26 protein-coding genes are annotated in these 26,973 nt (G+C 45.6%); 11 read left to right on the top strand and 15 right to left on the bottom strand.

What is annotated here, in order from left to right:
* The 3 genes from pfkA to H509_RS0118130 form a co-directional block, all read right to left on the bottom strand.
* Positions 1-972 (bottom strand): 6-phosphofructokinase, encoded by a 972-nt coding sequence (pfkA, locus tag H509_RS0118140; RefSeq protein ID WP_028546337.1) that lies wholly within the window; start codon positions 970-972, stop codon positions 1-3.
* 27 nt (positions 973-999) lie between these two features.
* Positions 1,000-2,082 (bottom strand): tetraprenyl-beta-curcumene synthase family protein, encoded by a 1,083-nt coding sequence (locus H509_RS0118135; protein WP_028546336.1) that lies wholly within the window; start codon positions 2,080-2,082, stop codon positions 1,000-1,002.
* Positions 2,083-2,183: 101 nt separating this feature from the next.
* On the bottom strand, positions 2,184-2,501 hold the full coding sequence (locus tag H509_RS0118130; RefSeq protein WP_028546335.1) for a hypothetical protein: 318 nt from the start codon (positions 2,499-2,501) through the stop codon (positions 2,184-2,186).
* A 240-nt stretch (positions 2,502-2,741) separates the two neighbouring features.
* Here H509_RS0118130 and H509_RS25820 point away from each other — a divergent pair, with 240 nt between their 5' ends.
* The 3 genes from H509_RS25820 (at position 2,742) to H509_RS0118115 (ending at position 6,218) form a co-directional block, all read left to right on the top strand.
* The gene (locus H509_RS25820) at positions 2,742-3,920 is read left to right on the top strand and encodes an MFS transporter (RefSeq protein ID WP_051287319.1); all 1,179 of its coding nucleotides are present in this window, start codon (positions 2,742-2,744) and stop codon (positions 3,918-3,920) included.
* Between the two features lie 162 nt (positions 3,921-4,082).
* Positions 4,083-4,730: a nitroreductase family protein gene (locus H509_RS0118120; protein WP_028546334.1), complete on the top strand. Its 648-nt coding sequence runs from the start codon at positions 4,083-4,085 to the stop codon at positions 4,728-4,730.
* Between the two features lie 120 nt (positions 4,731-4,850).
* Positions 4,851-6,218, top strand: coding sequence for a M20/M25/M40 family metallo-hydrolase (locus H509_RS0118115; RefSeq protein WP_028546333.1), 1,368 nt, complete (start codon positions 4,851-4,853; stop codon positions 6,216-6,218).
* A gap of 113 nt (positions 6,219-6,331) precedes the next feature.
* Here H509_RS0118115 and H509_RS0118110 read toward each other — a convergent pair whose 3' ends face one another.
* Positions 6,332-6,529, bottom strand: coding sequence for a cold shock domain-containing protein (locus tag H509_RS0118110; protein WP_028546332.1), 198 nt, complete (start codon positions 6,527-6,529; stop codon positions 6,332-6,334).
* A gap of 217 nt (positions 6,530-6,746) precedes the next feature.
* On the opposite strand from H509_RS0118110, the gene H509_RS0118105 reads away from it, so the two are divergent.
* From H509_RS0118105 to H509_RS0118080, 6 genes are all read left to right on the top strand, one after another.
* Positions 6,747-6,980, top strand: coding sequence for a hypothetical protein (locus H509_RS0118105; RefSeq protein WP_028546331.1), 234 nt, complete (start codon positions 6,747-6,749; stop codon positions 6,978-6,980).
* Positions 6,981-6,993: 13 nt separating this feature from the next.
* Positions 6,994-7,173 (top strand): hypothetical protein, encoded by a 180-nt coding sequence (locus H509_RS0118100; protein ID WP_028546330.1) that lies wholly within the window; start codon positions 6,994-6,996, stop codon positions 7,171-7,173.
* Between the two features lie 301 nt (positions 7,174-7,474).
* Positions 7,475-9,271 carry an oligoendopeptidase F gene (gene pepF / locus H509_RS0118095; protein ID WP_028546329.1) on the top strand — a complete coding sequence of 599 codons (1,797 nt, stop codon included), beginning with the start codon at positions 7,475-7,477 and terminating at the stop codon, positions 9,269-9,271.
* A 169-nt stretch (positions 9,272-9,440) separates the two neighbouring features.
* Positions 9,441-9,767, top strand: a complete 327-nt coding sequence (locus H509_RS0118090) for a LapA family protein (RefSeq protein ID WP_028546328.1) — start codon at positions 9,441-9,443, stop codon at positions 9,765-9,767.
* Between the two features lie 95 nt (positions 9,768-9,862).
* Positions 9,863-10,954, top strand: coding sequence for a M42 family metallopeptidase (locus H509_RS0118085; protein WP_051287317.1), 1,092 nt, complete (start codon positions 9,863-9,865; stop codon positions 10,952-10,954).
* Positions 10,955-11,024: 70 nt separating this feature from the next.
* Complete coding sequence (locus tag H509_RS0118080) at positions 11,025-12,059, top strand: oxidoreductase (protein WP_211234348.1); 1,035 nt, start codon at positions 11,025-11,027, stop codon at positions 12,057-12,059.
* 123 nt (positions 12,060-12,182) lie between these two features.
* On the opposite strand, the gene H509_RS0118075 is transcribed toward H509_RS0118080, so the two are convergent.
* The 9 genes from H509_RS0118075 to H509_RS0118025 form a co-directional block, all read right to left on the bottom strand.
* Positions 12,183-12,461, bottom strand: coding sequence for a hypothetical protein (locus H509_RS0118075; RefSeq protein ID WP_028546325.1), 279 nt, complete (start codon positions 12,459-12,461; stop codon positions 12,183-12,185).
* 127 nt (positions 12,462-12,588) lie between these two features.
* The gene (locus H509_RS0118070; protein ID WP_028546324.1) at positions 12,589-13,374 is read right to left on the bottom strand and encodes a hypothetical protein; all 786 of its coding nucleotides are present in this window, start codon (positions 13,372-13,374) and stop codon (positions 12,589-12,591) included.
* A gap of 497 nt (positions 13,375-13,871) precedes the next feature.
* Positions 13,872-15,179, bottom strand: coding sequence for a helix-turn-helix domain-containing protein (locus H509_RS0118060; RefSeq protein ID WP_157277793.1), 1,308 nt, complete (start codon positions 15,177-15,179; stop codon positions 13,872-13,874).
* 304 nt (positions 15,180-15,483) lie between these two features.
* Complete coding sequence (locus H509_RS0118055) at positions 15,484-17,442, bottom strand: ABC-F family ATP-binding cassette domain-containing protein (protein ID WP_028546322.1); 1,959 nt, start codon at positions 17,440-17,442, stop codon at positions 15,484-15,486.
* Positions 17,443-17,552: 110 nt separating this feature from the next.
* Positions 17,553-18,128: a TetR/AcrR family transcriptional regulator gene (locus H509_RS0118050; RefSeq protein ID WP_028546321.1), complete on the bottom strand. Its 576-nt coding sequence runs from the start codon at positions 18,126-18,128 to the stop codon at positions 17,553-17,555.
* Positions 18,129-18,226: 98 nt separating this feature from the next.
* Positions 18,227-19,054: a DUF92 domain-containing protein gene (locus H509_RS25815; protein WP_036697726.1), complete on the bottom strand. Its 828-nt coding sequence runs from the start codon at positions 19,052-19,054 to the stop codon at positions 18,227-18,229.
* Between the two features lie 7 nt (positions 19,055-19,061).
* The gene (locus H509_RS25810) at positions 19,062-19,703 is read right to left on the bottom strand and encodes a fumarylacetoacetate hydrolase family protein (protein ID WP_036698051.1); all 642 of its coding nucleotides are present in this window, start codon (positions 19,701-19,703) and stop codon (positions 19,062-19,064) included.
* A gap of 138 nt (positions 19,704-19,841) precedes the next feature.
* Positions 19,842-21,269 (bottom strand): CapA family protein, encoded by a 1,428-nt coding sequence (locus H509_RS25805; protein ID WP_051287315.1) that lies wholly within the window; start codon positions 21,267-21,269, stop codon positions 19,842-19,844.
* A gap of 119 nt (positions 21,270-21,388) precedes the next feature.
* Positions 21,389-22,438, bottom strand: coding sequence for a ThiF family adenylyltransferase (locus tag H509_RS0118025; RefSeq protein ID WP_028546319.1), 1,050 nt, complete (start codon positions 22,436-22,438; stop codon positions 21,389-21,391).
* A gap of 200 nt (positions 22,439-22,638) precedes the next feature.
* Here H509_RS0118025 and H509_RS25800 point away from each other — a divergent pair, with 200 nt between their 5' ends.
* The gene (locus H509_RS25800; RefSeq protein ID WP_084159255.1) at positions 22,639-23,580 is read left to right on the top strand and encodes a glycosyltransferase family 2 protein; all 942 of its coding nucleotides are present in this window, start codon (positions 22,639-22,641) and stop codon (positions 23,578-23,580) included.
* Complete coding sequence (locus H509_RS0118015; RefSeq protein ID WP_028546318.1) at positions 23,577-24,293, top strand: glycosyltransferase family 2 protein; 717 nt, start codon at positions 23,577-23,579, stop codon at positions 24,291-24,293. Before H509_RS25800 ends, H509_RS0118015 begins: the two co-directional genes overlap by 4 nt.
* 210 nt (positions 24,294-24,503) lie before the next feature.
* Here the strand turns inward: H509_RS0118015 and H509_RS0118010 are convergent, their stop codons facing one another.
* On the bottom strand, positions 24,504-25,784 hold the full coding sequence (locus H509_RS0118010; RefSeq protein WP_028546317.1) for a molybdopterin molybdotransferase MoeA: 1,281 nt from the start codon (positions 25,782-25,784) through the stop codon (positions 24,504-24,506).
* A gap of 69 nt (positions 25,785-25,853) precedes the next feature.
* Entirely contained in the window at positions 25,854-26,855 is a 1,002-nt protein-coding gene (gene moaA, locus H509_RS0118005) for a GTP 3',8-cyclase MoaA (RefSeq protein WP_028546316.1), read from the bottom strand.
* Positions 26,856-26,973 lie beyond the last annotated feature (118 nt).

The raw sequence follows: 26,973 nt of genomic DNA, 5'->3' as shown, positions 1-26,973 counted from the left end.
TTACTGGGACAAACGTGTTGCTAATTCATATAGTTCCATATTAAATTCTTTCTTCGTATTTACTACCAGATCGATGTCGGTTGCAACCAATTGACCGTTAATGATACCGCAGCCTTTGCCGGAGATGCCTTCCATCAGGCTTCTTACAGCAAAGTCGCCCAGACGGCTTGCCAAAATGCGGTCAGCCGGAGTCGGCGCGCCGCCACGTTGAATATGACCTAGCACAGTAACACGTGGTTCAATTGAAGGTACACGTTCGATGATGCCGTTGCAAATATCTTCACCTTTGCCGACGCCCTCAGCAACAAGTACGATACTATGGCGTTTGCCGCAATCGAAGTTGTGCTTCATACGTTGAGATACCTCGTCAATGCTGAACGGTACTTCTGGTACGAGAATAGACTCTGCACCACTGGCAAGACCTGCATACAAGGCGATGTCGCCACAGTGACGACCCATAACCTCAACTACAGAAGAGCGCTCATGAGAACTCATCGTATCACGAAGCTTGTTAACCGCATCTACAACGACACTAACAGCCGTATCAAATCCGATCGTAAAGTCTGTAAACGAAATATCATTATCAATTGTACCTGGAAGACCCATTGTTTTGATGCCAAGCTTGCTTAATTTGTTAGCACCTTGGTAGGAGCCATCACCACCGATAACGATAAGTCCGTCAATACCGTGAGAGCGAAGAATTTCCGCGCCTTTCTCCTGACCTTCCGCTGTGCGGAACTCTTGACAACGTGCTGACTGTAAAATAGTACCTCCGCGCTGAATAATATCTCCTACGCTGCGAATGTCCATTTGTCTAATATCGTTGTTAAGCAAACCTTGGTAGCCTCGCTGAACCCCATATACCTCGATACCGTGGTACAAAGCGGTACGCACAACAGCGCGAACAGCGGCATTCATTCCTTGCGAGTCTCCTCCGCTCGTAAGAACGGCAATTTTTTTAACAGCAGACATGATGTTTCCTCCCTCGTATCCTCTAGTCTAATACATATGTTTGCGAATCCAGCGGCTGTTCACCCAGAAGAAAATCCTCATTAAAGGACTGCCCTTCATTAACCGCTTGGAAACGTTAAGCACTTCACTCTGTTCACGCACTTTTGGATCGGACAAATAAAGAGCAAGCAGCCCTTCTATAATCATCCGATGAAAACGTGGATTTTCAAGTTGCTCCACACGCTTAATTGCAGTGTTCGCAAAATACTCAATGCGACGAATAACAGCGTCATCATTTTCGTAATAATTACAAAAGTTCAAATCTCCCCCGATACGATCTTCTTCTTGATCAATTAAATAATCAAGCAAGATATGTAGACCGTTAACATAAGGAAAATAAGCGCTGCGAATCAATTGAGCTTGTGCTTCATCCGTATGTTCGTTTACTGCTACCGCAAACAGCTGGAACATGCCTAGTGTCGATCCTGTAGCAGCCGCAAACTCATTCCATTCAAGCTCGGCATAACGAGTAGCATAAGGTTCCCACCAGTTCAGCAGGGCGGCCTCCCGCTCATTACGATGAATATGCTTATATATTTGCAATTCCGTGTACATACGAACAAGCGGAACAAGTTCTTGACGTACCGATATATAACCTGGCAATTGAGAAATAGAAGCACGGCACTGCTTAACGAGCGCGTGTAAATAACCGCCGTCATCTTGTTCCTCACGCAGCGCGTAGTAGTTGGTCAATTCCACTTCAGGCTGTACAGCATCCAGCATTGATTGATGCAGCAGTCTAAAATCTTCTGGATCAAGAGACGTGCTGCGATCACACAAATTGTCCAAATAATCACTGATCGTCTGAAATGCTACTATAAGCGGAATCAATACTTGCCGCTGATCCATATAAGGAGCAGCATATACAGCGCCACCTTCGCAATGAAATTGCTTGGTCGCGATGCTTGCCAATGCTTGTCTCTTCAATTCATCATCGGGAATCGAATGGGCGTGCTGTGTCCATCTGGCAAGCTCAGACCGAACTTCTGGCAATATGTATTTATATACGCGGTACATTAATCGAATAGGCTCTTGTGGCGCACCTTTTCGATACTGCCTCTGACGGTCCAATGACAGCCTCCGTTCTACACGCTATTCGTGGTTATATTGATGTTCTCATTTTAGCCAAAAACTATTATATTACGAAGTGACAGATTGCACAAACGTTCAATTCAATGGTGCATTTTGACATCTAAGTCCTGCTGTGTCCGATACCACAAATGCAAATCAACGATCATGCTGGCATGCTCTGCAATTTCGCTATTCAACTGGCATGACTGTGTAAAGTCATCCTCATTGTATAACGCTTCTTGCTTTGCAACAATAATACGTTCCAATTGTTTGATACGCTCTGGAATTCGACCGCGAATCCCTTCCCAATGAGACAGAATAAGACTCTGCGTTTCGATATCCAGTGTGTCCCAAGGATAATTCAACAAAGGCGTATGAATACCTAAGCGTTCATTCCATACAAAATGTTCATGATCCATACTTTTTATCCCCTTTAACATAGCAAGATCCAACAGCTTCCCGCCTGTATTCCATATTCATGTCACTAGTTCCCACACCGTCCAGCCGCATTCATCCGGCTATTCCATCTGCTTAGAACCATGTTATACTTAACCATAATTTATATATGAAATACGACAAATCTCATACCCTATTTTTTGACCTGCATCACCGTATTTCGTATTTACAAGTGTGAGCGAGGTTGGAAGGAGTTATGCATCATGGCCAGTCTGCATCGTCGAGAGACAACCGCTTTGCGTGCCTATTCATTTGCCATCTTTATGACATCTGCGGTCATTATCTCGTACATGCCCTTGTACTTTAAGTCACTTGGGTTCACCAGCACCCAGATAGGCTTCTTGTATTCCTTAGGTCCACTTATTAGTATTGTATCAAACTTTATGTGGGGCGTCACAAGCGACCGCATGCAAACTATTAAAAAAGTTCTTATCCTTTTGTTAGCTGCACAAACCGCTATGACACTGCTGCTTGGACTAGCTTCCTCTTATGGTGCCGTAATCGTATTGTTGTGCGCGTTTAACTTTTTCTTTTATCCGATCTATCCGTTGACGGATAGCTTGTCCATCGTAACTACACAAATGCAAGGACGCAGCTTTATTGGAATTCGAGTATTCGGATCAATCGGCTTTGCCATATCTGCACTTGTATTCGGTTTTCTGATCGGAAAGCTAGGCGCATCCTATACGATATATGTGGTGTTCGGGCTGAGCCTGCTCTCGCTTGCATTAGCCTTTACGATTGCTGACAAGCGTACCTCAGTCAAAAAGATGGAGTTCGGCGGGTTATGGAATATATTAAAGCAGCGCGAGGTCATGCTGTTCCTGTTATGTGCCCTGCTGCTAGCAGTTGCCCATCGATTAAATGAAGCCTTTCTCGGCTTGTCCATTGTAATGTTAGGCGGAAGCGAGTCATTGGTCGGATATGCCTGGATGATATCAGCGATCAGCGAAATTCCGATGTTCTTCCTGCTTAACGCTTACGGTGAACGATTTAAAGAACTGCCATTGTTAGCGTTATCAGCCGTTCTATATGTCATTCGTCTGCTGCTGGCTGGACTCATCCAAAATCCATTGTGGTTGATGAGCACTCAATTGCTGCACAGTCTTACATTTGCCATTTTTTACTTTGTAGCTGTGCGATATTTAAACCGAGTCATTCCGGAGGAATATCGAGCAACAGGTATGGCCATTTATACAATCGTATGGTCCAGCTTGGCAGGACTGCTCAGCGGAACGATTGGTGGTCCTTTGCTTCAATCTTACGGGAAAGACATCGTCTATTTTGTAGCTGCCTGTTTTGCTGCATGCGCATGTGTCGGATTTATACTGCTCACTTGGTATTCCGCACGATGCAATCAAGGCTTGCGAAGCAGACCTTAACTGCTGTTCCTTAACTTAACATTAATATTTACAGCATCGCTTATCGAATAGAACCAATTGCAATTTTGTACCGCTCAGCTATAATATTAGTAGGTCTTAGTACTTGGTCTTAATTTTATTTCAATTGTGACGTCATTTCACCGTGAGAGGGCGATTAAGTTTATGCACTACAATGCGTTTAAAGATATTATTCATGGACGACGAAGCGTACGTCATTATACAGAGCAGCCCGTGACCGCAGAAGATGTGCGAGAGCTGATCGACTGTGCCCGCTACGCACCAAGTGATACGAATTCACAGACGTGGGAATTTATCGCTATTTTGAACACGGAACTGATTAAGCAAATCGAATCGTTAACGTGGGATGCCTTACATGAGAGGGCACAAACTGCTGAAGCCAAAGGCTTGACGAGAGAGGCGCGCATGCTAGTCAAATCGTTTGGCCCCTATGCAACCGCCTTTTCCGGTGCGCCGGCTTTAATCATTTGCCTTGCAACCCCGTATACTTCCAAGTTTCGGGAGAAGATCTTTGACCCTATCGAACTGGTACCTAACTCTGTTTGGGAAGAAGAAGGTATCAAAAGCAGCTGCCTAGCGATCCAAAATCTTATGCTGGCTGCTTATGCACGTGGCATGGCGACGTGCCCCATGACAGGACCTGTACTGCTTGCAGAGCAGCGAATTAAAGAACTGCTTCAGATTGACGAAAGTCGTACCCTCAATATGGTGCTTTCGCTTGGCTTCCCTTCTGATACACCTGCCAAGCTTGCACGGAAGCCTGTCGAAGATATTCTTACGATCGTGCAATAGCCACTCTACTCTGTGCAGCCGAGGAGATATCCTTGGCTGTTATGTCCTTGTTTACTTCTTTGGAAGCCTGCACTCATTGACATCCGTTTCATCTTTACCTAGATAACGGAGGGAATCCTTATGAAACTAGAACTCCCAGCTCATTCTGACGTCTCCTTATTAGAAGACCATCAAATCCATCGTGATCCCGTACAATTACTTCAGCGATTAATTTCATTTAATACGTCCAACCCACCTGGCCATGAAGCAGCCTGTATCGACTATATCCGAACGATTCTCGAAAACATTGGAATCCCTTGCCACATCATTGCGTCTGACGATGAGCGGCCTAATTTGCTTGCCCGTATAGAAGGCAGCAGAAGCGCCCCTCCACTGCTCTTGTATGGACATGTTGACGTTGTTGGCGTGGACAATCAGACTTGGTCCCATGACCCGTTCGAAGGACAATTGATCGATGATTTCGTCTGGGGTAGAGGTGCGCTCGACATGAAAGGCGGATTAGCTATGCTGATTGCCGCCTTTATGCGAGCATTTGTGGAAGGAACTCGATTAGCAGGTGATGTGTTATTACTCATTGTAAGTGATGAAGAAGCAGGCGGGGAATATGGCGCTAAATATTTGGTAGAGCAGCACTCCCACCTTTTTGAAGGGGTGAAGTATGCAATCGGTGAATTTGGAGGCTTCTCGTTACATGTCGGCAATCGCAAGCTGTATCCGATCATGATTGCAGAGAAGCAAGTCTGTTGGCTGCGTGCAACGATACGGGGAGATGGCGGACACGGCTCCCTCAATGCCAATGGCGGAACAAATAGTATGGCTAGACTCGCTGACATGCTGCTGCGGCTGCACCGTGCAAAGTGGCCTGTACACGTCACTCCGGCTGCTGCACATATGATTCATGCGATGGCGGATGCGCTGTCTTGGCCAGCAGGCACTGTGCTGCGTCAGCTGCTGCGTCCACGACTAACCAACCAGGTTTTGCGAGCGCTTGGTGACAAGGGCCGTCTATTCGATCCGCTGCTCCACAACACAGTTAACGCTACGATTGTTCAAGGCGGTGAGAAGATTAATGTGATGCCAAGTAAAATCGTGGTCCACTTGGATGGCCGGCTGCTTCCAGGCTATAAGCCTGAACAGTTAATAAGCGAGCTACACCACATTATCGGACAGGATATTGAATTAGAAGTTATGAAGTACGATTCTGGCGCAGCGCTGCCGGATATGGGACTATTTCCACTGCTAGCTCGTCTGTTAAAAGATGCTGATTCTGATGCACACCCTGTTCCGATGCTGCTTCCTGGAGGTACAGATGGACGTTTTTTTGCACAACTCGGCATTCAAACCTACGGCTATTTGCCTATGCCTTTACCAGCGGAGTTACAGTTCACATCCCTTATTCATGCTGCGAATGAACGTGTCCCCGCAAAAGCGATTGAATTCGGAACAGACGTGCTTTATCGTCTGCTGCAGCAGTACGGGTACGAGTGATCGGAGTCGTTATACATACGAAAAAGCAGTTCTGACCGGATTACGGTACAGAACTGCTTCTACGATGCTATTGTACACTATTTATGAATGATGTCCCTCAGCGGGTGATATCATTATAATTTAATGACATTAGCCGCCTGTGGTCCACGATTTCCTTCTGTCACATCAAACTCAACCGCTTGGCCTTCATCCAAAGACTTAAAGCCGTCAGTTGCGATTGCGGAGAAATGAACGAACAACTCGTCGCCATTTTCTGCTTGGATAAATCCATAGCCTTTCTCTGCGTTAAACCATTTAACAGTACCTTTCAAGGTCAAAACCTCCTCTTACTTCATCACCTTTAGTAGGCGAATATTCACATTATACTGGAGCGATTAAGCGATTGCAAATTTCAGCCCTAGAGCAACTACCGCTATTTCATTTGATTTCAATTATGCCCTGCGTTATGATGAACTTTAATGGGCAGTTCGTTCATGCTCTACATTATATGCAGGCTGATTGCAGCAACACAGAAATGAGGTTTAAGGAATGGCTAAGAAACATGTAATTTATAAGAAAGACAACTGGAACATGCTGACGGTTGAAGTACAAGGTCGCCAAATTGTTCTCCGTGAAATATCAGACCAATGGGGCGAGGAATGCCACAACTTTATTGCACGCGCTGAGATGATGGCATGGGTAAACAGACGCTTTCCCAAGTCTGACTATGTGGGCAATGAAGAAGAGTGGGAGCAATTGATGTCCGCTTTTAAAGAAGTGTAAAGGCTGGGTTGTTATGGATTCGACATCTACGCTTATATTTATTATTTTAGCCTTTTCACTAGGCGCTGTGCTTATATGGAAGAAAGATTCCGTACCTGCACGCTTACGGCGCTCTATGGCGCTCGGCGCGATCGCATTTATCGCGTTTGCTTTTTTTCTGATCGTTTACTCTTTCGCTACAGCAGGAAGCTAATCACCTGTTAACGACTTACCCATCTAGTTGGAGTGTGGTAGCTGTATTTTCTGTAATCGTCCTCGTTGATCGATAACATCTGACCGTTCAGGCTATACTACTGAAAAGTCTGAGTTAATTGGCAGCGTACGACAGGAGGTGCTCTATGGCTCGCCGCACTACATTCAGATGGATCATGTGTTGTCTCCTTATCGCAATCGTACCGTCTCCAACCAACTTGATCGTTCTTGCAACACCAGTTTCGGAGACGCCGGCTGTACTAAGAGCACACACAACATATAACGATTCGAGGAGGATACATATGCATCAAGTTACAAAACGATCGGAAGTATTGCCAGAAGATCGCTGGAAGTTGGAGGATCTATTCGGCTCTCAAGCAGAATGGGATAAAGAATATACACTTGTTCAACAGCTTACGGAAAAGATGAAGCAATTTCAAGGTAAACTAGGTGAAGCAAGTGCTCTTAAAGCCTGCTTTGAACTTGAGGATGATATTTCCCTACATACCGAACGTTTATATGTATACGCTAATATGCGTCACCACGAAGATACGGCAGAACCAACGCACCAAGCCTTGGCCGAGAAATCAACCAAATTAAGCATTAATGTAGGCGAAGCGATGTCGTTTATTACACCTGAAGTACTCGCGTTGTCGGACGAAAAGCTGGATGAGTTCATTGCAAATGAAGAGCTGAAAGCTTATCGCTTCACCTTACAGGAGATGAAACGCCAGAAAGCGCACGTCCTTACAAAGCAAGAAGAAGCACTGCTTGCTCAGGTAGGCAATTTATCCAAAGCACCGGAATCCATCTTCAGCATGCTTAACAATGCGGACATGAAATTCCCTAAAATCAAAAACGAAAAGGGCGAAGAAGTTGAATTAACGCATGGTAGTTACGTTCAATTCCTGGAAAATCGCAACCCTGAAATACGCAAGGCGGCATTTGAAGCTGTCTATGCCACTTACCGCAAGCAGCGTAATACAATTGCTGCTACCCTAAGTGCCAACGTCACCAAAAATTTGTTCTACGCGCGTGTACGCAAATACCCTTCTGCACTGGAAATGTCCTTGTACGGTGACAACATTCCGAAGGATGTTTACACAAATCTGATCAACACGATCCATAAGCACCTACCGCTGATGCATCGTTATATGAAGCTCCGTCAGAAGCTGCTTAAAGTGGATGAACTTCATATGTACGATCTATTTGCGCCAGTTGTTGAACAATTTGATATGAACATTTCGTTTAAAGATGCCAAAGCTACAGTGAAAGAAAGCTTGAAGCCGTTAGGCGAAGATTATTTGAATGCGCTTCAAGACGGCTTTGATAATAGTTGGATCGATGTGTATGAGAATGAAGGCAAACGTTCAGGCGCCTATAGCTGGGGAGCTTATGGCACCCATCCATACGTGCTGTTGAACCATAAAGACAACCTGAACAGCATGTTTACACTGACACATGAGATGGGTCACGCGCTTCACTCCCATTATTCAGACAGCAATTTGCCATACCGTGATGCTCAGTATACGATCTTCCTTGCTGAGGTAGCTTCCACACTAAATGAAGCGCTCCTTATGGATCACATGCTGAAGAAATCAACCAATGCAAAAGAGAAAATGTACTTGCTCGCCTACTACATCGACCAGTTCCGCACGACGGTATTCCGTCAAACGATGTTTGCAGAATTCGAGATGCTTATTCACGAGCGGGCTGAAAATGGCGAGGCGCTGACACCACAGCTGTTAAGCGAAATTTACTATGATCTGAACAAAAAATACTACGGCGATGCAATGGTAGTCGATCAAGACATCGAAATGGAGTGGGCGCGTATTCCACACTTCTATTCCAGCTTCTATGTTTATAAATACGCTACAGGCTTCTCCGCCGCACAAAGCTTTGCCAAACAAATTCTCGATGAAGGTCAACCGGCAGTCGATCGTTATCTTGGCTTCTTAAAGAGCGGCGGCAGCGACTTCTCCATTAATATATTGAAGAAGGCTGGCGTGGATATGTCAACTCCTGCCCCAATTGAAGAAGGTATGAGCGTACTTGAATCACTCATTACAGAAATGGAAAAGATGGCCGAAGCGCAATAATGAAGCCACAAGGGGGTCATGGATACCATGAGCCCCTTCTTCCATACTAGCTTACATGTATAAAGAATGGATATTCCAAATGAAATGTAGGCAAGGCTACATACATCAAGAAGGAGTGGCATTTATGAACAAAAATTCAAAACCACCTGTATCCAAAAAAAAGACACCCATTAGGATGCAATGGATGCTGCTTGCGACACTCTTTTTTGCTTTAATTACGGCCATTTTTGCTGTAATTAATGTTAATCCGGTTCAAGTCAACGTTTTGTTTGGCACATTTGATGTCCCTTTAATTTTGCTTATACTGGGGTGCACACTGCTTGGTGCAATTATCGTCGGCTCCTACAGCCTCTATGTTCAATACCGAACACAGCGTAAAGTAGCTCGTTTGGAAAAACAGCTCGCACAAGTTTTAGAAGCAACTGGTTATGACTTGGATCAGCCTGTCGTTGCTGAACAGCTTGAGCCACTACCAGACGAGACAAATTTGAAATAAGATTTAAAATAATGATAGTTAACACCGCTCTTGCCAAGTAGTTTGCTCGTTTCCGATACGAAATTTTATTCTCATAATAAAGGAGCAGAACAACAATGACTTTGATCTTTGACAATCCTTATCCTGACCTGACAAATATACCACTAGGTATAAATATAGATAAAAGTTATGTCATGGCTTTGCTGCTGGAATGCTTGGAAACAGCAAGCCCAACCGGTTACACCCATACGCTGATGAACCGTTTAAGTGTTGAAGCCGCACATTTGGGCTACAAGATGGAGCGTAACGCCAAAGGCTGCGGTTACATTCGTGTTAAAGGCTCCAATCCGAACTCTAACCGTGTCATCGCCTTGTCCGCTCATGTCGATACACTTGGGGCGATGGTCCGCTCTGTACATACAAACGGTACACTTCGTCTTACCTCACTTGGCGGATTTATGGCGAACGCAATGGAAAATGAGTATTGTACAATACATACGAGTTCTGGAAAATCATATACCGGCACGATTATGACCAATCAACCTTCCGTACACGTCTTTTCTGGCGCACGAGATCTAAAACGAGAAGAATCTGTTATGATCGTCCGAATCGATGAAGTCGTAAACAGCAAGGCAGATGTCGAGCAGCTTGGCATACGCACTGGTGATTACGTGTCCTTTGATGCGCGTCCGCAGCATCTTCCAAGCGGTTACATCAAATCACGCCACTTGGACGACAAGGCAAGTGTGTCCGCGTTGTTCGGGTTGCTGCACAGCATGCGTGAGTATAACTGGCAGCCTGTACATGACATTGTGATCATCATTACGAACTACGAAGAGATCGGACACGGTGCTTCTTTTATTCCGCAGGACATCACTGAGATGATAGCCGTGGACATGGGCTGTATCGGCGATGACTTAAATTGCAAAGAAACCGACGTATCCATCTGTCCAAAAGATTCAAGTGGACCGTATGATTATTTTATGACGAATCGTCTTATTGCATTGGCCGAGCGCGAGAGTATTCCTTACGCGGTTGACGTATATCCACATTATGGCTCAGATGCTTCCGCAGCACTTCGCGGGGGCAACGATATTCGAGCTGCCCTTATTGGTCCTGGTGTGCATGCTTCTCATGCGATGGAGCGTACACATGAGCAAGCCATCATAAATACTGCCATTTTGCTGGCGGCTTATATTACGGAATAAAATTAAACTTATCATTTTATAAATATATCCTTTTATAGTTATAGTGAATGATATTGTAAAGGAGACCGTTATGAGTACTTCATCAGAACTAACCGAATTGCCCTCATCCTTTTATGCCCTCGTTGTGGACAAAGACGAGCAGGGCCGTATAACACCAGCGGTCAAAGAGATCGCATTTTCTGATTTGCCTGACGGTGATGTTACGATTCAGGTTGCTTATTCTAGCCTTAACTACAAGGATGCCCTTGCCTGTTCACCAGATGGAAACATCGTGAAAAATTATCCGTTTATCCCAGGTATTGATGCTTCTGGCATCGTTGTCGCTTCTAAAGACGAACGTTATCAGCCTGGTCAAGCTGTTATTGTGACAGGCTATGAGATGGGTGTATCTCACTTTGGCGGATACAGCCAATATGTACGCGTGCCTGGCGACTGGCTCGTGCCGCTGCCTACTGGCCTCAGCCTGCGTGATGCAATGGTGTTTGGGACAGCTGGTCTAACGGCTACCCTCTCCGTCAAACGATTGGAGCAGCACGGCATTAAACCCGAAGACGGGCAAATTCTGGTCACCGGCGCCAGCGGTGGCGTAGGCAGCTTGGCCATTGCTATGCTGGCGAAGCTCGGCTTCCGTGTGACGGCCGCTTCCGGCAAGAAGCAGGCAGAGCCCATGCTGCGTGCGCTAGGTGCAGCGGAAGTGGTCAGCCGCGAAGCTTGGCTGCCGGAACGACCACGCTCGCTCGATAAGCAGAAGTGGGCTGGCGCAGTTGACGTATGCGGCGGTGATATTTTGGCAGCTGCACTCGCCTCTGTCAAATATGGAGGCGCGGTAGCCGCTAGTGGGCTGACGTCAGGCGGAACGCTGCCGACGACGGTGTATCCTTTTATTTTACGCGGCATCACTTTATATGGAATCGATTCCGTGTATACAGCGCAGGATCATCGTGTTCATGTGTGGGCGCGAACGGCGTGGGAGTGGAGTTCCATCTCTCAAGTAGAAGGTTTTGTCCATGAGGTGACACTGCAAGAATTGCCTGCATTGGCTAGTCGAATGCTGCAAAGCCAAATGATGGGAAGAACCATTATTCGTATTGCTCATTGTCATTAACAAGCACTTATTTTTACTATAGTGGAAGCATAATATACTTTAATCTACTCTCCTAAGAAATTACCAAAAAGAGGCCAAGCAATCGATATAAATGCTGGGCCTCTTTTTGGTTTCACCTCTTGCTTAAGGCTGATTGTGCACCTTTTTACGATATATCCATTGCTGACGTGCAAGTCCGATAAGAGCTATTGTCATAAAAATAGCTTGAGTCCAATTGGACCCATTTTGAAAAGTGTTATAGGAAGACACCAGAACGCCCAGTGCTACAAGCCCTAAAAATATATAATTCCTTATCAACTTATTTTTTCTGAAAATGAAGTGAATCGCTAAAACGACTATTAAAGCATATAGAGTAAGAAAAGCAATAATGATTAACATTGATTCAAACTGTCCTATAGGCATAATGATCCTCCTATGTAATGGGCATTCCCATATCATGCTTAATAAATGGCCCATATTCAATAGTATTAAATGGGTTACTGGAAAATTTACTGTCTCAAATTTATAGTCTATGGATCAATAAAATACCCTATACGTATTTTCCAAAGCATTTTTTGAAAATTTGGAGCAGCATAAAAACATTGGAGGGTCTATCCACCGCTGTATACATCGTCATACTTTTTATCCAAGCTTGAAAAGCTTGATCATACGCTAGAATCTTTAAATAATACTCACTTTTTGTAGCATAGTATTCCGCGTACTCACCCGTTAGAGTTGGGTTAGCACTCGCCTGACATTCTACAAAATCCTTCTCATAAATAAACGGATAGTTAAACTCTTTCAGTATATTAACGTATTTCTCAGCCATATCATATTGCCCCATAAGATAATAACTAAAGGAAATGTAATCAATGGCTACCAACCGTTGGCAGTAAGTGATGCAGTCTTCAAATTTCCGGATGTGATACGCATGTGCCCCAAGTTTATAGTAGTATGTAATTTGGTCCTGAAGTTGAAGGAATCTGACGTGGTGTAAAATATGTTTACCTGTTTCATATACTTCTACTAGTTTGTTGAATTGGTTTCTTTCGATAAGATAAATCTGAAGCAGCGACACTGCAAGGATAGATCTAACACTATAATGATCGGCATACTCGCTAATAAACTTATATAAAGTAAGTTGATATGAGCTTTCATGTAAATTAGAGGTAAATGTATATATACGTTCTAATGAGTCTTCTGTTAGTTCTCGACTCACTTCCAGGTACTTAGCTGCGATGTTGTAAATCAACTGTGAGGATAGGTTTCGGGAAATGGCTTCTTGCATAGCTACGAGGACTAATTCCGTACTTCGCACGACTTCAATGTAACCCATAATTAAATCTTCAATGGGTATGTCTAGTACCAAATCAACAGATAAAACGAATTGGAAATTAGGAGCTTTGTAACTCCATTTTCAATTTTGGATAAAGTTCCTTTAGGAATAGCAGATAACCTAGATACTTGCGCTAATGTCATTTGTTTTGTTGTCGAGTGCGACGTATTAGTTCTCCTAACGTCGGCATGGAAAAGTGTAATAACATCAACCATTTGAACACCTCTCGTTTATACCCACACGATTAAACCTCCTATATATTAACATTAAATGGTTGGAAGTTCAAATCAGCTGCTAGCAGAACAAATAGCTACGGCTAACTAATTGTGATCCGAGCAAAATAAAAACAGACACCCATGCAGGTGCCTGTAACGTTGGTTCAAAAACTATAACGTTTAATTACCAGGATACGATTACGCCATTTGCAGCTAACGGAGTGATTAAAGTAACGAAAGAAACGGTCAACAAAACTGCCTGGGCGAGTTTTCTTCCTTTTTTCATATGAAAGCGCCTCCCTTGTTATTATTGTTCTGCAAGTACTCAATCACCTGATGAAATTCTTTCTCAAAACTGTGAAGTGCACTAGGGAATCTACTCATCACGCTTAACAGCATGCCAATATTACTCGATGCCTCACGGTGCCTATCCACAGATATAAACATTATAATACTCTTAAACAAATTATGGAAGCCTTCTTTCGCGTTATTAATAGTAAAATAATACTCGCTTTTTTTTGAGAAATACACAGCATGTTCGGAAATCAATAAGGGATGATTGGTGGAAGTGAAGTCGATAAAGTCCTTCTCGTGTTTAATTAATCTTTCGATAGCATTCACATCATTTTGTTTAAGGTAGAGGTCTAATAAATCATACATAACAACAACTTTATGCGGATGTTTATCCAAAAATTTCTCAATTTGTACAATGGCTAACTCGTTACTAATTTTTTTGCTATCTATTTTGGCCTGCAAAAAATCCACTTGATCGTTCAGCCAAGGAAAATTAAATGCCTTCAGTAGGCGGACATATTTCTCGGCGCTATCAAAAAGACCCAATAAGAAATAACTTGATGCAGACAATAACAGAGCCTCTGCTTTAGTTGTCCCTTCCGAGTAATCAAGGGTGAGAACTTTTTTGCAGTGCTGGATGCAATCTTCATACTTGCCTAAGTGATAGGCGTGTACTCCAATTTTGTAGTAATACACAATTTGGTCATCTACTGGAAGAAATTTTACGTGATATTGAATGCTTCGTCCATATTCGTATGAATCGCCTAATCTTCGTAAATCACCACGTTCAATCAGATAGGATTGAAGTAATGATTTCGCTAAAGTTGGCCGAATGCTGTGATCGTCGGTGAACTGGCTAATTACTTTAAACAAGGCAAGCTTTCGAGGAATCTCTTGTGTCTCCGTTGCAAGCGCGTATAATCGTTCAACAGAGTCTTCAGAGGTTTCGCGCTGACTGATCGTGAGGAGTTGAGTAGCAATCTTCATAATGAGTGGTATTGGCAGCAATCTCGGAATCGCTTCCTTCAGCACGGTAAACAGTGACTCCGAGCTGCGCTCTAGTTCGATATATGTTTCTGTCATCTCTTCAATCGGAATATTTAAAGTAGTAGCAAGAGCTAACATGCTGCGGAACTCAGGGGCTGTTGACTCACCTGATTCGATTCGGGACAACATTTCTTCGGGGATGCCTGATAGCTCGGAAGCTTGGGGTAGTGTCATCTGCTTATCTATTCGTTTACTTCGTATCAGTTCCCCCAGCCCCGACGTTAACGTGGAAGTGGAGATATCAGTCAACGGGTACACCTCGCTTATTTGATTATGTATAAATCAACCACCTACATTTTACCATGAAACTTTGTATTATTCTATTTATTTCAAAAAACGTTGATTCGTAATTACTCCTCCTTGCACTAGAACGAATAGCGATAAATATTAAACCTACCTCCTCCCTTAGCCTCATTTATCTACTAAACTACAAAGCGACCGCTTCCCTAATAGAATACCAAGAAGCGATCGCCGCGTAAAACTGTTTTATTGTTGTCTGCTTTACAAGGCAACATCTACCCTACAAAGCGGTCAGTAGATAACTATAACTGTCTTACGAACGTTTAGAAGCCTCAATTTGCTCTGCCAGCTCGCTCAATTCCGTCCAACGATCCATCAATTGCTCCAGCTTGGACTCTGCTTCCCGCTGCTCTTTCATAAGCTCTTGCAGACGAGACGAATCACTATAAGCCGCTTCCATGTCACGGGTAATCCGCTCCAGCAACGCTTCCGTATCAGTGACCCAGCCTTCAATCTGTTCATACTCGCGTTCATCCTTGTAAGACATTTTTAACTTCGGCTTGCGCTCTTGTCGGCCCGTTGCACCTTCTGTCTCTGATGTTTCGACTTGTATGTCCGCCGATTTCCTAGCCGCAGGCGTTACATTTAAGGCGCCCTCGCTCAAGGAAGGCATTCCATTCGCAGTTCTCCACTCCATATATTCGGAATAATTTCCGACATGCTGATGGACATTCCGCTGTTCGAATGACCAGATCCGCTCCGCTACACGATCCAAAAAATACCGATCATGTGATACCGCGATAACGATGCCGGGGAAGTCATCTAAGTACTGTTCCAGTACAGCAAGCGTCTGCACATCCAAGTCGTTGGTCGGCTCATCCAGCAACAGCACGTTAGGTGCAGTCATAAGCATACGAAGCAATTGCAAGCGGCGCTTCTCCCCGCCGGACAACTTACCTATCACTGTCCACTGCATCGTAGGACTGAACATAAACCGCTCCAACATTTGCGCAGCACTAATCGTCTCGCCTTCTGCGGTACTCACCGTCTCCGCAGCTTCACGTATATATTCAATGACACGCATCGACTCATTCATTTCCTCATGCTCTTGCGTGAAATAGCCAAGACGCACTGTTGGACCTAATACAACGGAGCCAGCTTCAGGCTCACGACGTCCAGCAATCATTTGCAGCAGCGTGGACTTCCCGCTGCCGTTTAGCCCAATAATACCAATGCGGTCGCCTGCTACCGCAATATAAGAGAAATCTTGAAACAGCACACGGCCATCAACGTCGGCTCGAAGTGCATCGATTTCCATAATTTTTTTGCCGAGACGAGCACTTGCAGTTGAAACTTCAATACCAGAGTCACGCTGCGCAGGCCCCTGTGAGCTCAGCTCTTCAAAACGTTCAATACGTGCCTTTTGCTTCGTAGTACGCGCCTTCGCACCACGTCTAATCCAAGCCAGCTCCCGACGTAAAATGTTCTGACGTGTATCCTCGGCAGATGCCTCGCGCGCTTCGCGGTCTGCTTTTAGCTCCAAAAACCGTGTATAGTTCGCTTCATAAAAAAATGCGTTCCCCTGGTCCAGCTCAATCATCTTATTAGCAACCCGATCAAGGAAATACCGATCATGCGTAATCATAATCAAGGCGCCAGTTCGCTTTTGCAGCATCGACTCCAACCAAGCTACCGTTTCATTATCAACGTGGTTTGTAGGCTCATCCAGTAGCAGAACATCCGCTTGATGAATAAGACCGGCAGCTAACGCTACCCGTTTGCGTTGTCCACCAGACAACTCCCCCATCTTGGCTTGATATCGCTGGATTCCCAGCTTAGACAAAATGGTTTTAGCCTCACTTTCCAACTGCCATGCCTGCAAACGATCGACGTCATCACTTGCTTTGACCAATCGATTCTGTAGCGTGGCATCCTCCGGATGAAGGCTAAGCGCGTCCAGTACCTCCGTGTATTGTCGAACTGCCGTCATCTCAGGAGAACTTCCGCTCATCACCGTATCCAACACCGTGGACGTAGGATCAAACTCCGGCTCTTGCGCGACGTATTCTACCGTTACGCTGCTGCCTCTCATCATCTTGCCAGACTCGATTGGTTCCAATCCCGCTATCGTCTTCAAAAATGTGGACTTGCCTGTCCCATTAACTCCGATAATACCAAAACGATCACCCTTCTCTATACCAAACGAAACGTCTTTAAATAACGTTTTCTCACCGTAACTTTTACTAAGCTGCTCAATCGTCATCACATGCATGCTGATGTGTGCCTCCATTTCCTAACTATCCCTATTGTTCCATATACTTATCCCAAATCTTATAAAAAGGGAGAACCATAGGTCCTCCCTTTACACGATTACGCTCATCATCACCTGTGGTCAGACATGCATCCGTTCAGAAACAGCTGGGCTGCAAATTGGATACGCTTGTCCATGTCCTGCTCAACAAATTCCGGACTAAATATAATATCCATCTTAATCATATCTAGCATACCAGCATAAGACTTCGCATGCAGCATGGGCTCTGTCATCCCAAACTGTGCAAATGCATTTGCCATCAGCTTCATATAACGCTGCATAAAGCTCCGGATCACTTCCATCATATCCGGGTCATTGTTAGGTGCTTTAAAAAATAACTTCGTATATCGCTTTCGTTCATAATAATATCTCAGATGATGTCCTGCAATAAATCTCAATTGCTCTTCTAGCGTGGAGAATTGGTTTAAACCAAATTCCAAATCACCTAGAAAATGATCAAAATCACGCTGTGACATCGCCGTAAACAACTGTTCCTTGCTATTAAAATACAAATATAGCGTTCCTTTGGCAATGCCCGCCTTATCGGCAATATCGGACATCTTTGTTTCGTAGAAGCCATCGGAACCGAAGAGTTCATAAGCCGCATCCAGTATCAAATGCAGTTTATCTCCTTGACCGTAACTCACCGGCTCACCTCCTTCGGCAAATGCCTATCAGGCTTAATGCTCTAGTTGCTGCTCCTTCGAATATAACATGGGAAGCCGTTATTGTCGATTTATAAGACTTATAACCATAATATCCCTAGCACCCAAGCTGCCACACCTCCGACGACCGAACTAACCCCATTTACGATATCGTTAGTCATCCAGCGAAACCCTTTCACTAACGCTGTCGGTTGCCCGCAGTGAGCTGTTCGCTCCGTATTTGCTGCACACTTCTCACAATGATAAGCCGCTTGTATCGTTGCCCCGAGATATGAATCGGTAAACGCGCCAACAACACCACCAATAGCGCCCGATATACCTATCACGAGCAGCAGCCCCCATTGATACGGGATTGAAAATGCTGGATCAGCAGCGATGTACAGACATATGACAGCAGCCGCACCAATTGTGGCTGCACCTAGCAAGGTAGCTATAGTTCCAATTGTGGATATAGCTCCTGAAGTTCCGGCAGGCACACGTTTGCCTGTCAGCAAAGAGCGTGGCATGGACCGACTAAGGCTGCCAATCTCTGTGGCCCATGTATCTGCATTAACGGTAGCCATAACACCTGCAAAGGAAAGCAGCCATCCAGGGTGTGGTACGATTGCATTACAGACACATAGCAGCATGCCGAGGCCACCATTTGCCATGACCTGATACGCATCCCGCTCCCCTGTCTTCTCATAAATATGATCGAAGCGAATTTTTTTCCGTTTGTTCCATTTGGACCATATCGTAGACGTTATAAAAAAAGTGAGCAGCAGCCCAAACCAGATCAAGCTCCCGCTCCCATAGTAAACCGTCCCCATGACAATCGCCGCTAGTGCGCCCGATTGCGTCAACGATTTTTTTCTATATGCCAAGCCGGCAACGATTATACTTCCTGCCAGTCCTATTAACCAATCCATATAACAATCACTTCACTTCCGTAGTCTGAATAACACCCTTTCCTGCACACGCGCCATTCCAGAGCAGTTCTAACGTGTCTCCCTCTTGTACAGCGCCAACTCCCGCGGGTGTACCAGTAAAGATAAGATCGCCCTCACCTAATCCATAATGGATAGCAACATATTGAATCAGTTCATCAAAATTAAAAATCATGTCACTTGCAGCGCCTTGCTGCACCGTATTTCCATTTAACTTGAGCTGAAACGGCGTATGAATCGTTGCTTCCGTTCCCGGATACGCCATAAATGGCGTGAGCGGTGCGGAATGAAGAAACCCCTTCGCCGCAAGCCAAGGATGACCTTGCTTCTTTAGCTCGTCCTGCACGTCTCGCAGTGTAAAATCAATCCCTAATGCCAGGCCATCAACTACCTCGTCTGCCGTCATTCCCGATTCTACCTGCCGCCCGATGCGCAGTACAAGCTCAAGCTCATGATGTACTGCTCCTTTATGTAAGGGAAGTGATAATGTATGCTGCCCATCCAGCCATGTCAAGGCATGGGATGGCTTCATAAAGACCATCGGCTCAGAAGGAACAGCATTGCCTAGCTCAGCCGCATGCAGCTTATAGTTTCGCCCGATGCAATACACATTGCGGATTGGACGGACGATCGGAGCCGTCGTTGGCAACGCCAACTCATCCCCTCTACTAGCTGCTCCTCCAACGCTTCTATTACTCGTATCTTTACTGGACAGCCCTGCCTTATTCCCCGTGTTCATTTCAATCGCCCCTCTAATGTAAACTATTGATCAACGCTTCGTTACATACCCATAACGATCCACTCTAGTATGAAATGAGATGCTTTCTAGGCGCGAGATCAGTGCTTGGCCCTTGTTTCCTAAGAGCGGCACTGCTCGACCAAGCTCTGTATAATAGGGATGCATTTGAAGCTTGCATGTACCTTCTTTGCTGCATTCGGCTTCAAGCACCATCGTCTCCCACGTCTTCGGCTGTGAAGCACGTGTAAAAATAAAATTACCCATACTGTAAGCGATCCACTTTCCTTTATAGGGCTCAAACCCTTGCAGGACGTGCGGGTGCCCGCCGATGATCAAATCAGCGCCAGCATCAATATATGCATGGGCAAGGTCTCGCTGGTGTTTCACCGGATAGTCCACTTTCTCCTTGCCCCAATGGGCAATAACGACTACAAGATCGGCGTCCTGCTTCGCTTTGCGAATCGATGCCAGCGCTTTTGTTGGGTCATACGTCGCAGCAACTCCCGGTTTGTTTTTGCCTGCATACCAGCTCACATCGGGAATGACACGACTAAATCCCAGCACAGCAACCGATATCCCATTACGCTTGACGATGACTGGTTGATAAGCCTCTGTTCCGTTCTTACCTGCGCCAACGTAACGGATGTCCGCCCCTTGTAATGCAGAAAACGTGTCCAATAAACCTTCTTCCCCCTGGTCCATGACATGATTGTTGGCGAGATTAACTACGTCAATTCCCGCTTCTTTCATGGCGCTGGCCATCTTAGGAGATGACTTGTATACAAACTCTTTATGCTGTGCAGGAACTCCTCGCTTCGTAATTGGTGTTTCCACGTTCGCAATCGTCATATCGTCTAGCTGGAAGATTGACTTCACATAGGAATAAGGATAATGATACCCCGATTTTGCTACTACATCTGCTACTTTACCTGCATTGATCAGATCACCGACAAAAGTAAATCGAACAACATCACTAGCAGGCTTAGGCTTGCCACTCTGATCACCATCTGATGAGGTCAACGGAGGCTTCACTTGTATTGATCTTGTAGACTCAGCCAAATCTGTTGATGAAATGGATTGAATAGACTCCTTTAATTCATCAGCTTCGCTCGTGGTCATCCCGTTCCCTTTGTCCCCAGTAGACTCAAATAACTTCTGCTGCCGAGCAACAGTTTCCTCTGGATTATCGTCTTCTGCTTTATGTAAAGATTCCTCTGGGTATTCAAACTGCTCAATTCTTGAAGAGACCGCAGCCCCCTGCTTGCTGGACTGATCATGCTGGAATAAAGGCGCGGCTGAATAGCTATCAGGAATAACAAGCTGACCTGAATACCAACCATACAACGCTACGATAATGATAGCTGTAGCCAAGCCCAGATTAAAAGCAAATAACTTGCCTCGCCTACGCTGACGCTGCTGCTTCTCATGACGCATGCGCTCCGTCCTCGATTGTCTCACTTCGCCTACTCTCCTTGCTAATGGGATAAGAACGTTATGAGCGTCACCTTCGTGGCTCGCTGTGATAACACCTACCCAGTAGAATACGGATCGATGTCCTCTTTGTTCCACCGCACTGCTTAACCGAACACTCGATCAGCAATCGTTCGGGCTTCTACAGGGTCTTTGGTACCATGTACTAAAATACGACCGTCCTTAAACATCACCAAGCGATAAGAATCGATGTGGACAGCTAACAAATAATCATTACTTTGCACGGTAGATCCCCATGCATGCCCAAGTCGCGCAGCCACTTCTGCGATAATAAGCTGTTGAGGCTTAGCAGGTCGAATCTGTACTGTATCTCGCCCACACAATGTTTCGGTCTTACGGTGATTAGCAGCTTCCAAGTATGGATAAGTGGCAGCTTTGCCGCAAGAAGGACAATCGTCACGACGTGCTGCCGTAACATCAAGCGCTGTACTTTGATTCGTCCACAGATCAAACGAAACAAGTTTGCGCCGAAGTGCGGGCTGATTGCCGCTTAACCACTTGATTGCTTCTGCCGTCTGGTAAGCGATGACCATCTGCACAGCTGGTGGAATAATACCCGCAGTGTCACATGTGGCCCCGCCAATCGGAACCGTATCCATTAAGCAATGCAGACATGGCGTCATCCCCGGCTCAAACATCATAGACATGCCATAACTTCCAACACAGGCGCCATAAATCCACGGCACGTTATGCTTCATTGCATAATCGTTCAGGAGCATTCGTGTATCAAAATTATCAGTTGCATCTAAAATAAGATGCTGCCCAGCAGCCCATTGCTCCAATTCGTACACTGTCACGTCCGCTACGACGCCTTGAATTTCTACGCTGCTATTAACGGCTCTTAGTCTGCGTTCAGCAGCTATAGCCTTGGGCAGACGCTCCTGTACATCCTGCTCCGTATATAGCTGCTGCCGCTGCAAGTTGCTCCATTCCACATAATCTCGATCGATTATCGTCACATGTCCAACTCCGGCTCGTACTAACATTTCAGCGGTACCCGATCCTAATGCGCCTGCACCGACAATAAGTACCCGGCTGTCTTTAAGTTTACGCTGCCCCTCCGCCCCTATCGGCGCAAAGCGTTCCTGCCTTGAATATCGCTCGTCCGTTCCAATAATCTTTAAAGGTGTACTCATCTATGTTCCCCCTGTTCTTTATAGGGCTCTTTTCCTTATATCCACCTGCTTGTTACATATGCTTGTTTACTTCTGGATGCACCCGTTTCATGCATTTACATACACCTCTCTTATTTTACATGAACCTTTTCCAAAAACCTACTCTATATCCAACAGACTCGTCATACAATGTACCAACAGCCAATAATGGAGGTCGTAACATGGAACGACAACGCGTCCTAATTGCCAGCCCGATTCGTCAACGGCCAGATATACTGGAAGCTTGGCTTGAATCGCTAAGCCGCTTGCAGCACCAATCGTATACAGCGAGCTTTGCCTTCTTTGACGACAACGACGATGAGCATTCCCGTCAATTACTATTAAAATTCAAGCAGGAGCACTCTGATGTGCGCATTTACAGAAGTGAACAGCCCAAAGTAGCTTACGAATGCAATGAAACAACCCACTTCTGGAATGAACATTTAGTGTGGCGTGTCGCAGCGATGAAAGATTTCTGTATACAGGCAGCTTTGGCAGATCAAGTAGACGCCTTGTTTCTAATTGACTCTGATCTAGTCCTCCACCCAGATACGATTGATAGACTGCTAGCCACAGAGAAGGATATTATAGCAAACATATTCTGGACAATATGGGAGCCAGGGACTGTTGAAATGCCACAAGTATGGGTACAAGACGTATACTCGCTTATTCCAAAAGGTCGCAATGAAAAATTAACAGAAGAGGAAACTAATCGGCGTTTGTTTCAAGTGCTGGCACAGCTTCGCCAGCCTGGAATTTATGAAGTCGGAGGACTTGGAGCTTGCACGTTAATTTCAAAGAAGGCGTTGGAAGCTGGGGTGTCATTTGCGGAAATTCCGAATGTGTCATTTTGGGGAGAGGATCGACATTTCTGCGTCAGAGCAGCCGCACTGGGCCTGAAGCTTTATGTAGACACACGCAAACCTGCCTTTCATCTATACCGTCCTTCTGACCTGCAACAGTTGGCAGCTTATTTACGATCTTGTAACATCGATCCAGATTCATCACCTCTCGACAGTAAACCTAAGGCTCAAATAAGTTCCACTATTCAAAAAAAAGAAGCATCCCCCTCTACACTTCATACGTCATCAGGTGTGCCTTCTGAATCCAGTCAGCGGCCATGAGAACAGGGAGAAGCTCAACTTATCGTTTAACGTTGTCTATGATCGTTAAGGATGAAGCAGATCGTTACTTGCCGCAAATGCTGGAGCGGCATCTTCCCTATATTGACGAGGCTGTTATTATAGATGACGGCAGCACTGATCAAACAAGAGCGATTTGTGCTTATTTCTTGCAATCGATCCCGCATCGCATTGTCCATAATGAAATTTCGCAATTTGAGCGCGAGCATGAGTTGCGCAAGCAGCAATGGGAGGCAACGATTTTAACACGTCCCGCCTGGATTTTAAATTTGGATGCCGATGAGCAGTTTGAGCTAAGCTTTAAGGATGAGATCGAGAAGCTATTACGACAACAATTTGCAGATGTGTTTTATTTCCGGTTATTTGATATGTGGGGGGCTGATCACTATCGGGAAGATCGATATTGGACAGCCCATCGTATATATCGGCCATTCTTAGTCCGCTATCGGCCGCATATACGATATACCTGGCTGCAAACTAATCAGCACTGCGGCAGATTCCCGATCGAGATTGAAAAGCTGCCCTATGCGTGTCACCCTGCAAGAATTCAGCACTTCGGGTGGTCCAACCCCGCTGACAGACTGCACAAGTATGAGCGATATCATCGTCTGGACCCGGAAGGAACATTCGGGATTAAAGCGCAATACGATTCGATATTGGATGCACACCCCACACTCATCCAGTGGAAGGAGTAAGGTTGGTATGAGCTCGTGAGGCCGAGAATTCCATCTAGGAGCTCTCGGCTTCATTATGCAAACATATACTCCTTGGCAGTCATACGCTATTCATCCATACGTAATTCAGTCACACGTTACTCGTTCATACGTTATTTGCAGGTATAGGCTACTCACACCTACATGTCATTCGATGCTACATATCATTGACGGTTACAGTGAATTAAACATTTAAAGTGGCACTATATCTACGAGTGTGCCTTGCTCAAGCCCTGTTGGTGAGGGCAGCACTACAAATAAACAATTGGCCTCCATGATGGAAATCGTTGCACTTGACTTATCAACACCAGCAGGACGAACGACAACCGTGCCGTCCTCCTCAGTCCGCATCACACCTCTTACCAAACGTACAAATGTATCCGGTACATAATAGGACTGTTCCAACTTGCCTCGCAACGGTGTCCGATAAGGTTCAGTAACACCTTGCATGCGTAAAAGCGCTGGCCTTACAAACATTTCACATCCGACAAAGCAGGCGCTCGGGTTGCCGGATAAGGCAAATAGCGGCGTCCCACGGAAAAAGCCGACCGTTGAGGGGCTGCCTGGGCGCATCTGCACTTTGTTAAATAACAGCTCCCCCTCCCAATTTTGCGTAAAATCATACAAAATATCGTGATCTCCTACAGACACACCCCCTGTAGTAATTACCGCATCATATTGTTGGAGCGCTTCTTTTAACACTTGCGTCAACTGATGCAAATCATCAGCCACATGTGGGAGTAAATAAGGCGTGCCGCCCGCTTCCTGAATTTGAGCCAACAACATGTAACTGTTGCTGTTTCTTATTTTGCCAGCTTCTATACTAGCGCTTATTGACAACAACTCATGGCCCGTAGAAATGATGGCGACTCTCGGTTTCGTGTACACATGAATGTACTCATAACCAAACATCGCAAGCAAGGCCATCTCGCCCGCCTCCAATCGACTGCCTTTCTCAATCAGAAGCTGTCCTTCTTCCATTTCAGAACCGATCGCGTTAACGTTCTCACCTTCGGACACCGATTGATGGATCAGAATTGTGTCGTCTTGCGACTGTCCCGTCGTACGCCGCTGCAAATCTGATGTCCCCTCCAACTTGATGACCGCATCGGCTCCTTCTGGCAGCTGAGCCCCCGTCATAATGCGCACCGCTTCGCCTGACATTAGCGGCTTCTTCGATACGTCCCCGCATGCAATGCTGCCGACAACCTGCAATCGTACAGCCATGTTTTGTTGAGCATGACAAGTATCAGCTGCCTTCACAGCAAAGCCATCCATCATAGAGCGCTGAAAATGCGGTACTGGCATGTTAGCTCTTATTGTTTGTGCAGAGCGCCGCAAGTAAGCCTGCTCCAGAGGGATGACTTCAACAGCCTCACTATTGATCCGGTGAATCAACATGTGCTGCGCTTCATAGATTGTAAGTGGATTACGCTGAAATCGCGCTTGATAATCAGCCTGCGATGATTCCATGAGGTCTGCCTCCTTTATTGCTTATCATAATAATTGTTCACGGATGTTTCATGTCTATTGTGCCTGCCATTAGCCGCCTATTTGCGACATCGTACGTGTCGTTGGCTCGTGAGACAATTGTTGTCCAGACCATTCACGTGCCATCTCGTGATTTAATGGCTTAGCGTCAAGTGAACGCAGAAGTGCATTCATTAATGCATGCTCATCCCCGATGTAGCGACGGATCTGAAATTCGTCGGACCAATACAGGCATGGCTTCAAGAACCCGTCAGCGGTTAAACGTAACCGATTGCACGTATCACAAAAGTGCTCGCTAACAGGGTGAATGAGTCCAAAGCTGCCCAAAGCGTCGGGAATACGATAGTATTCGGCAGGCCCACCGTGGTCTGGCTTGGCGAGTGGTACAGCAGCTCTTCCAAATTGGCTTGCATGCAGCCTTTCTTCGAGCGCTATATAATTGTGCTTCCAGTCCGCTTGTCTCCCCCCGATTGGCATATATTCAATAAAACGTACTGTTAGCGGTCGATCAATTGTAAGTCGCAGGAAATCATCAAATTCATCTTCATTGTACCCACGTACCAGCACCACATTCAGCTTGATAGGAGACAGGCCCAACTGGACACATTTCTCAATTGACGCAAGCACCTTGCTCAAATCTCCGCCCCGCGTCATCTGCTTAAAACGTTCTGGCTGCAAGGAATCAATACTAATATTCACGCGCTGTAATCCTGCTTCATACAGATCCGCTGCCATATTTCCTAACAAGAGGCCATTGGTCGTTAAGGCAACGTCTATAATACCAGGGACGGATGCTATGCGTTTAATCAATTGAGGCAAGCCAGCACGGACGGTAGGCTCCCCGCCTGTCAAGCGAATCTTGCGAACCCCCAGCTTCGCTGCTGCGCGCACGACCTCTTCAATCTCATCATTTGTCAGCAGCTTGTTGTGTGGCATAAATTCCACTCCCTCTGCCGGCATACAGTACAAGCAGCGCAAATTGCAACGGTCTGTCACGGAAATACGCAAATAATCATGAACTCTGCCATATCGATCCACAAGTCGAGTCTCCACGCAAATTCCTCCCAACAGGTTCAGCTCGTTTCCCGTATTCTCACGCTTCCTGCTTATGTTCCTCATTGTACCAAATAAAGTGCCCAATAAAAAACAAGAGGATTAACTATGGTTTCAT

Source organism: Paenibacillus taiwanensis DSM 18679, from assembly GCF_000425125.1.
Taxonomy (GTDB): Bacteria; Bacillota; Bacilli; order Paenibacillales; family Paenibacillaceae; genus Paenibacillus_B; species Paenibacillus_B taiwanensis.
Note: the sequence above shows the minus strand (reverse complement) of the source record. Positions and strands in the feature narration are given on the sequence as shown.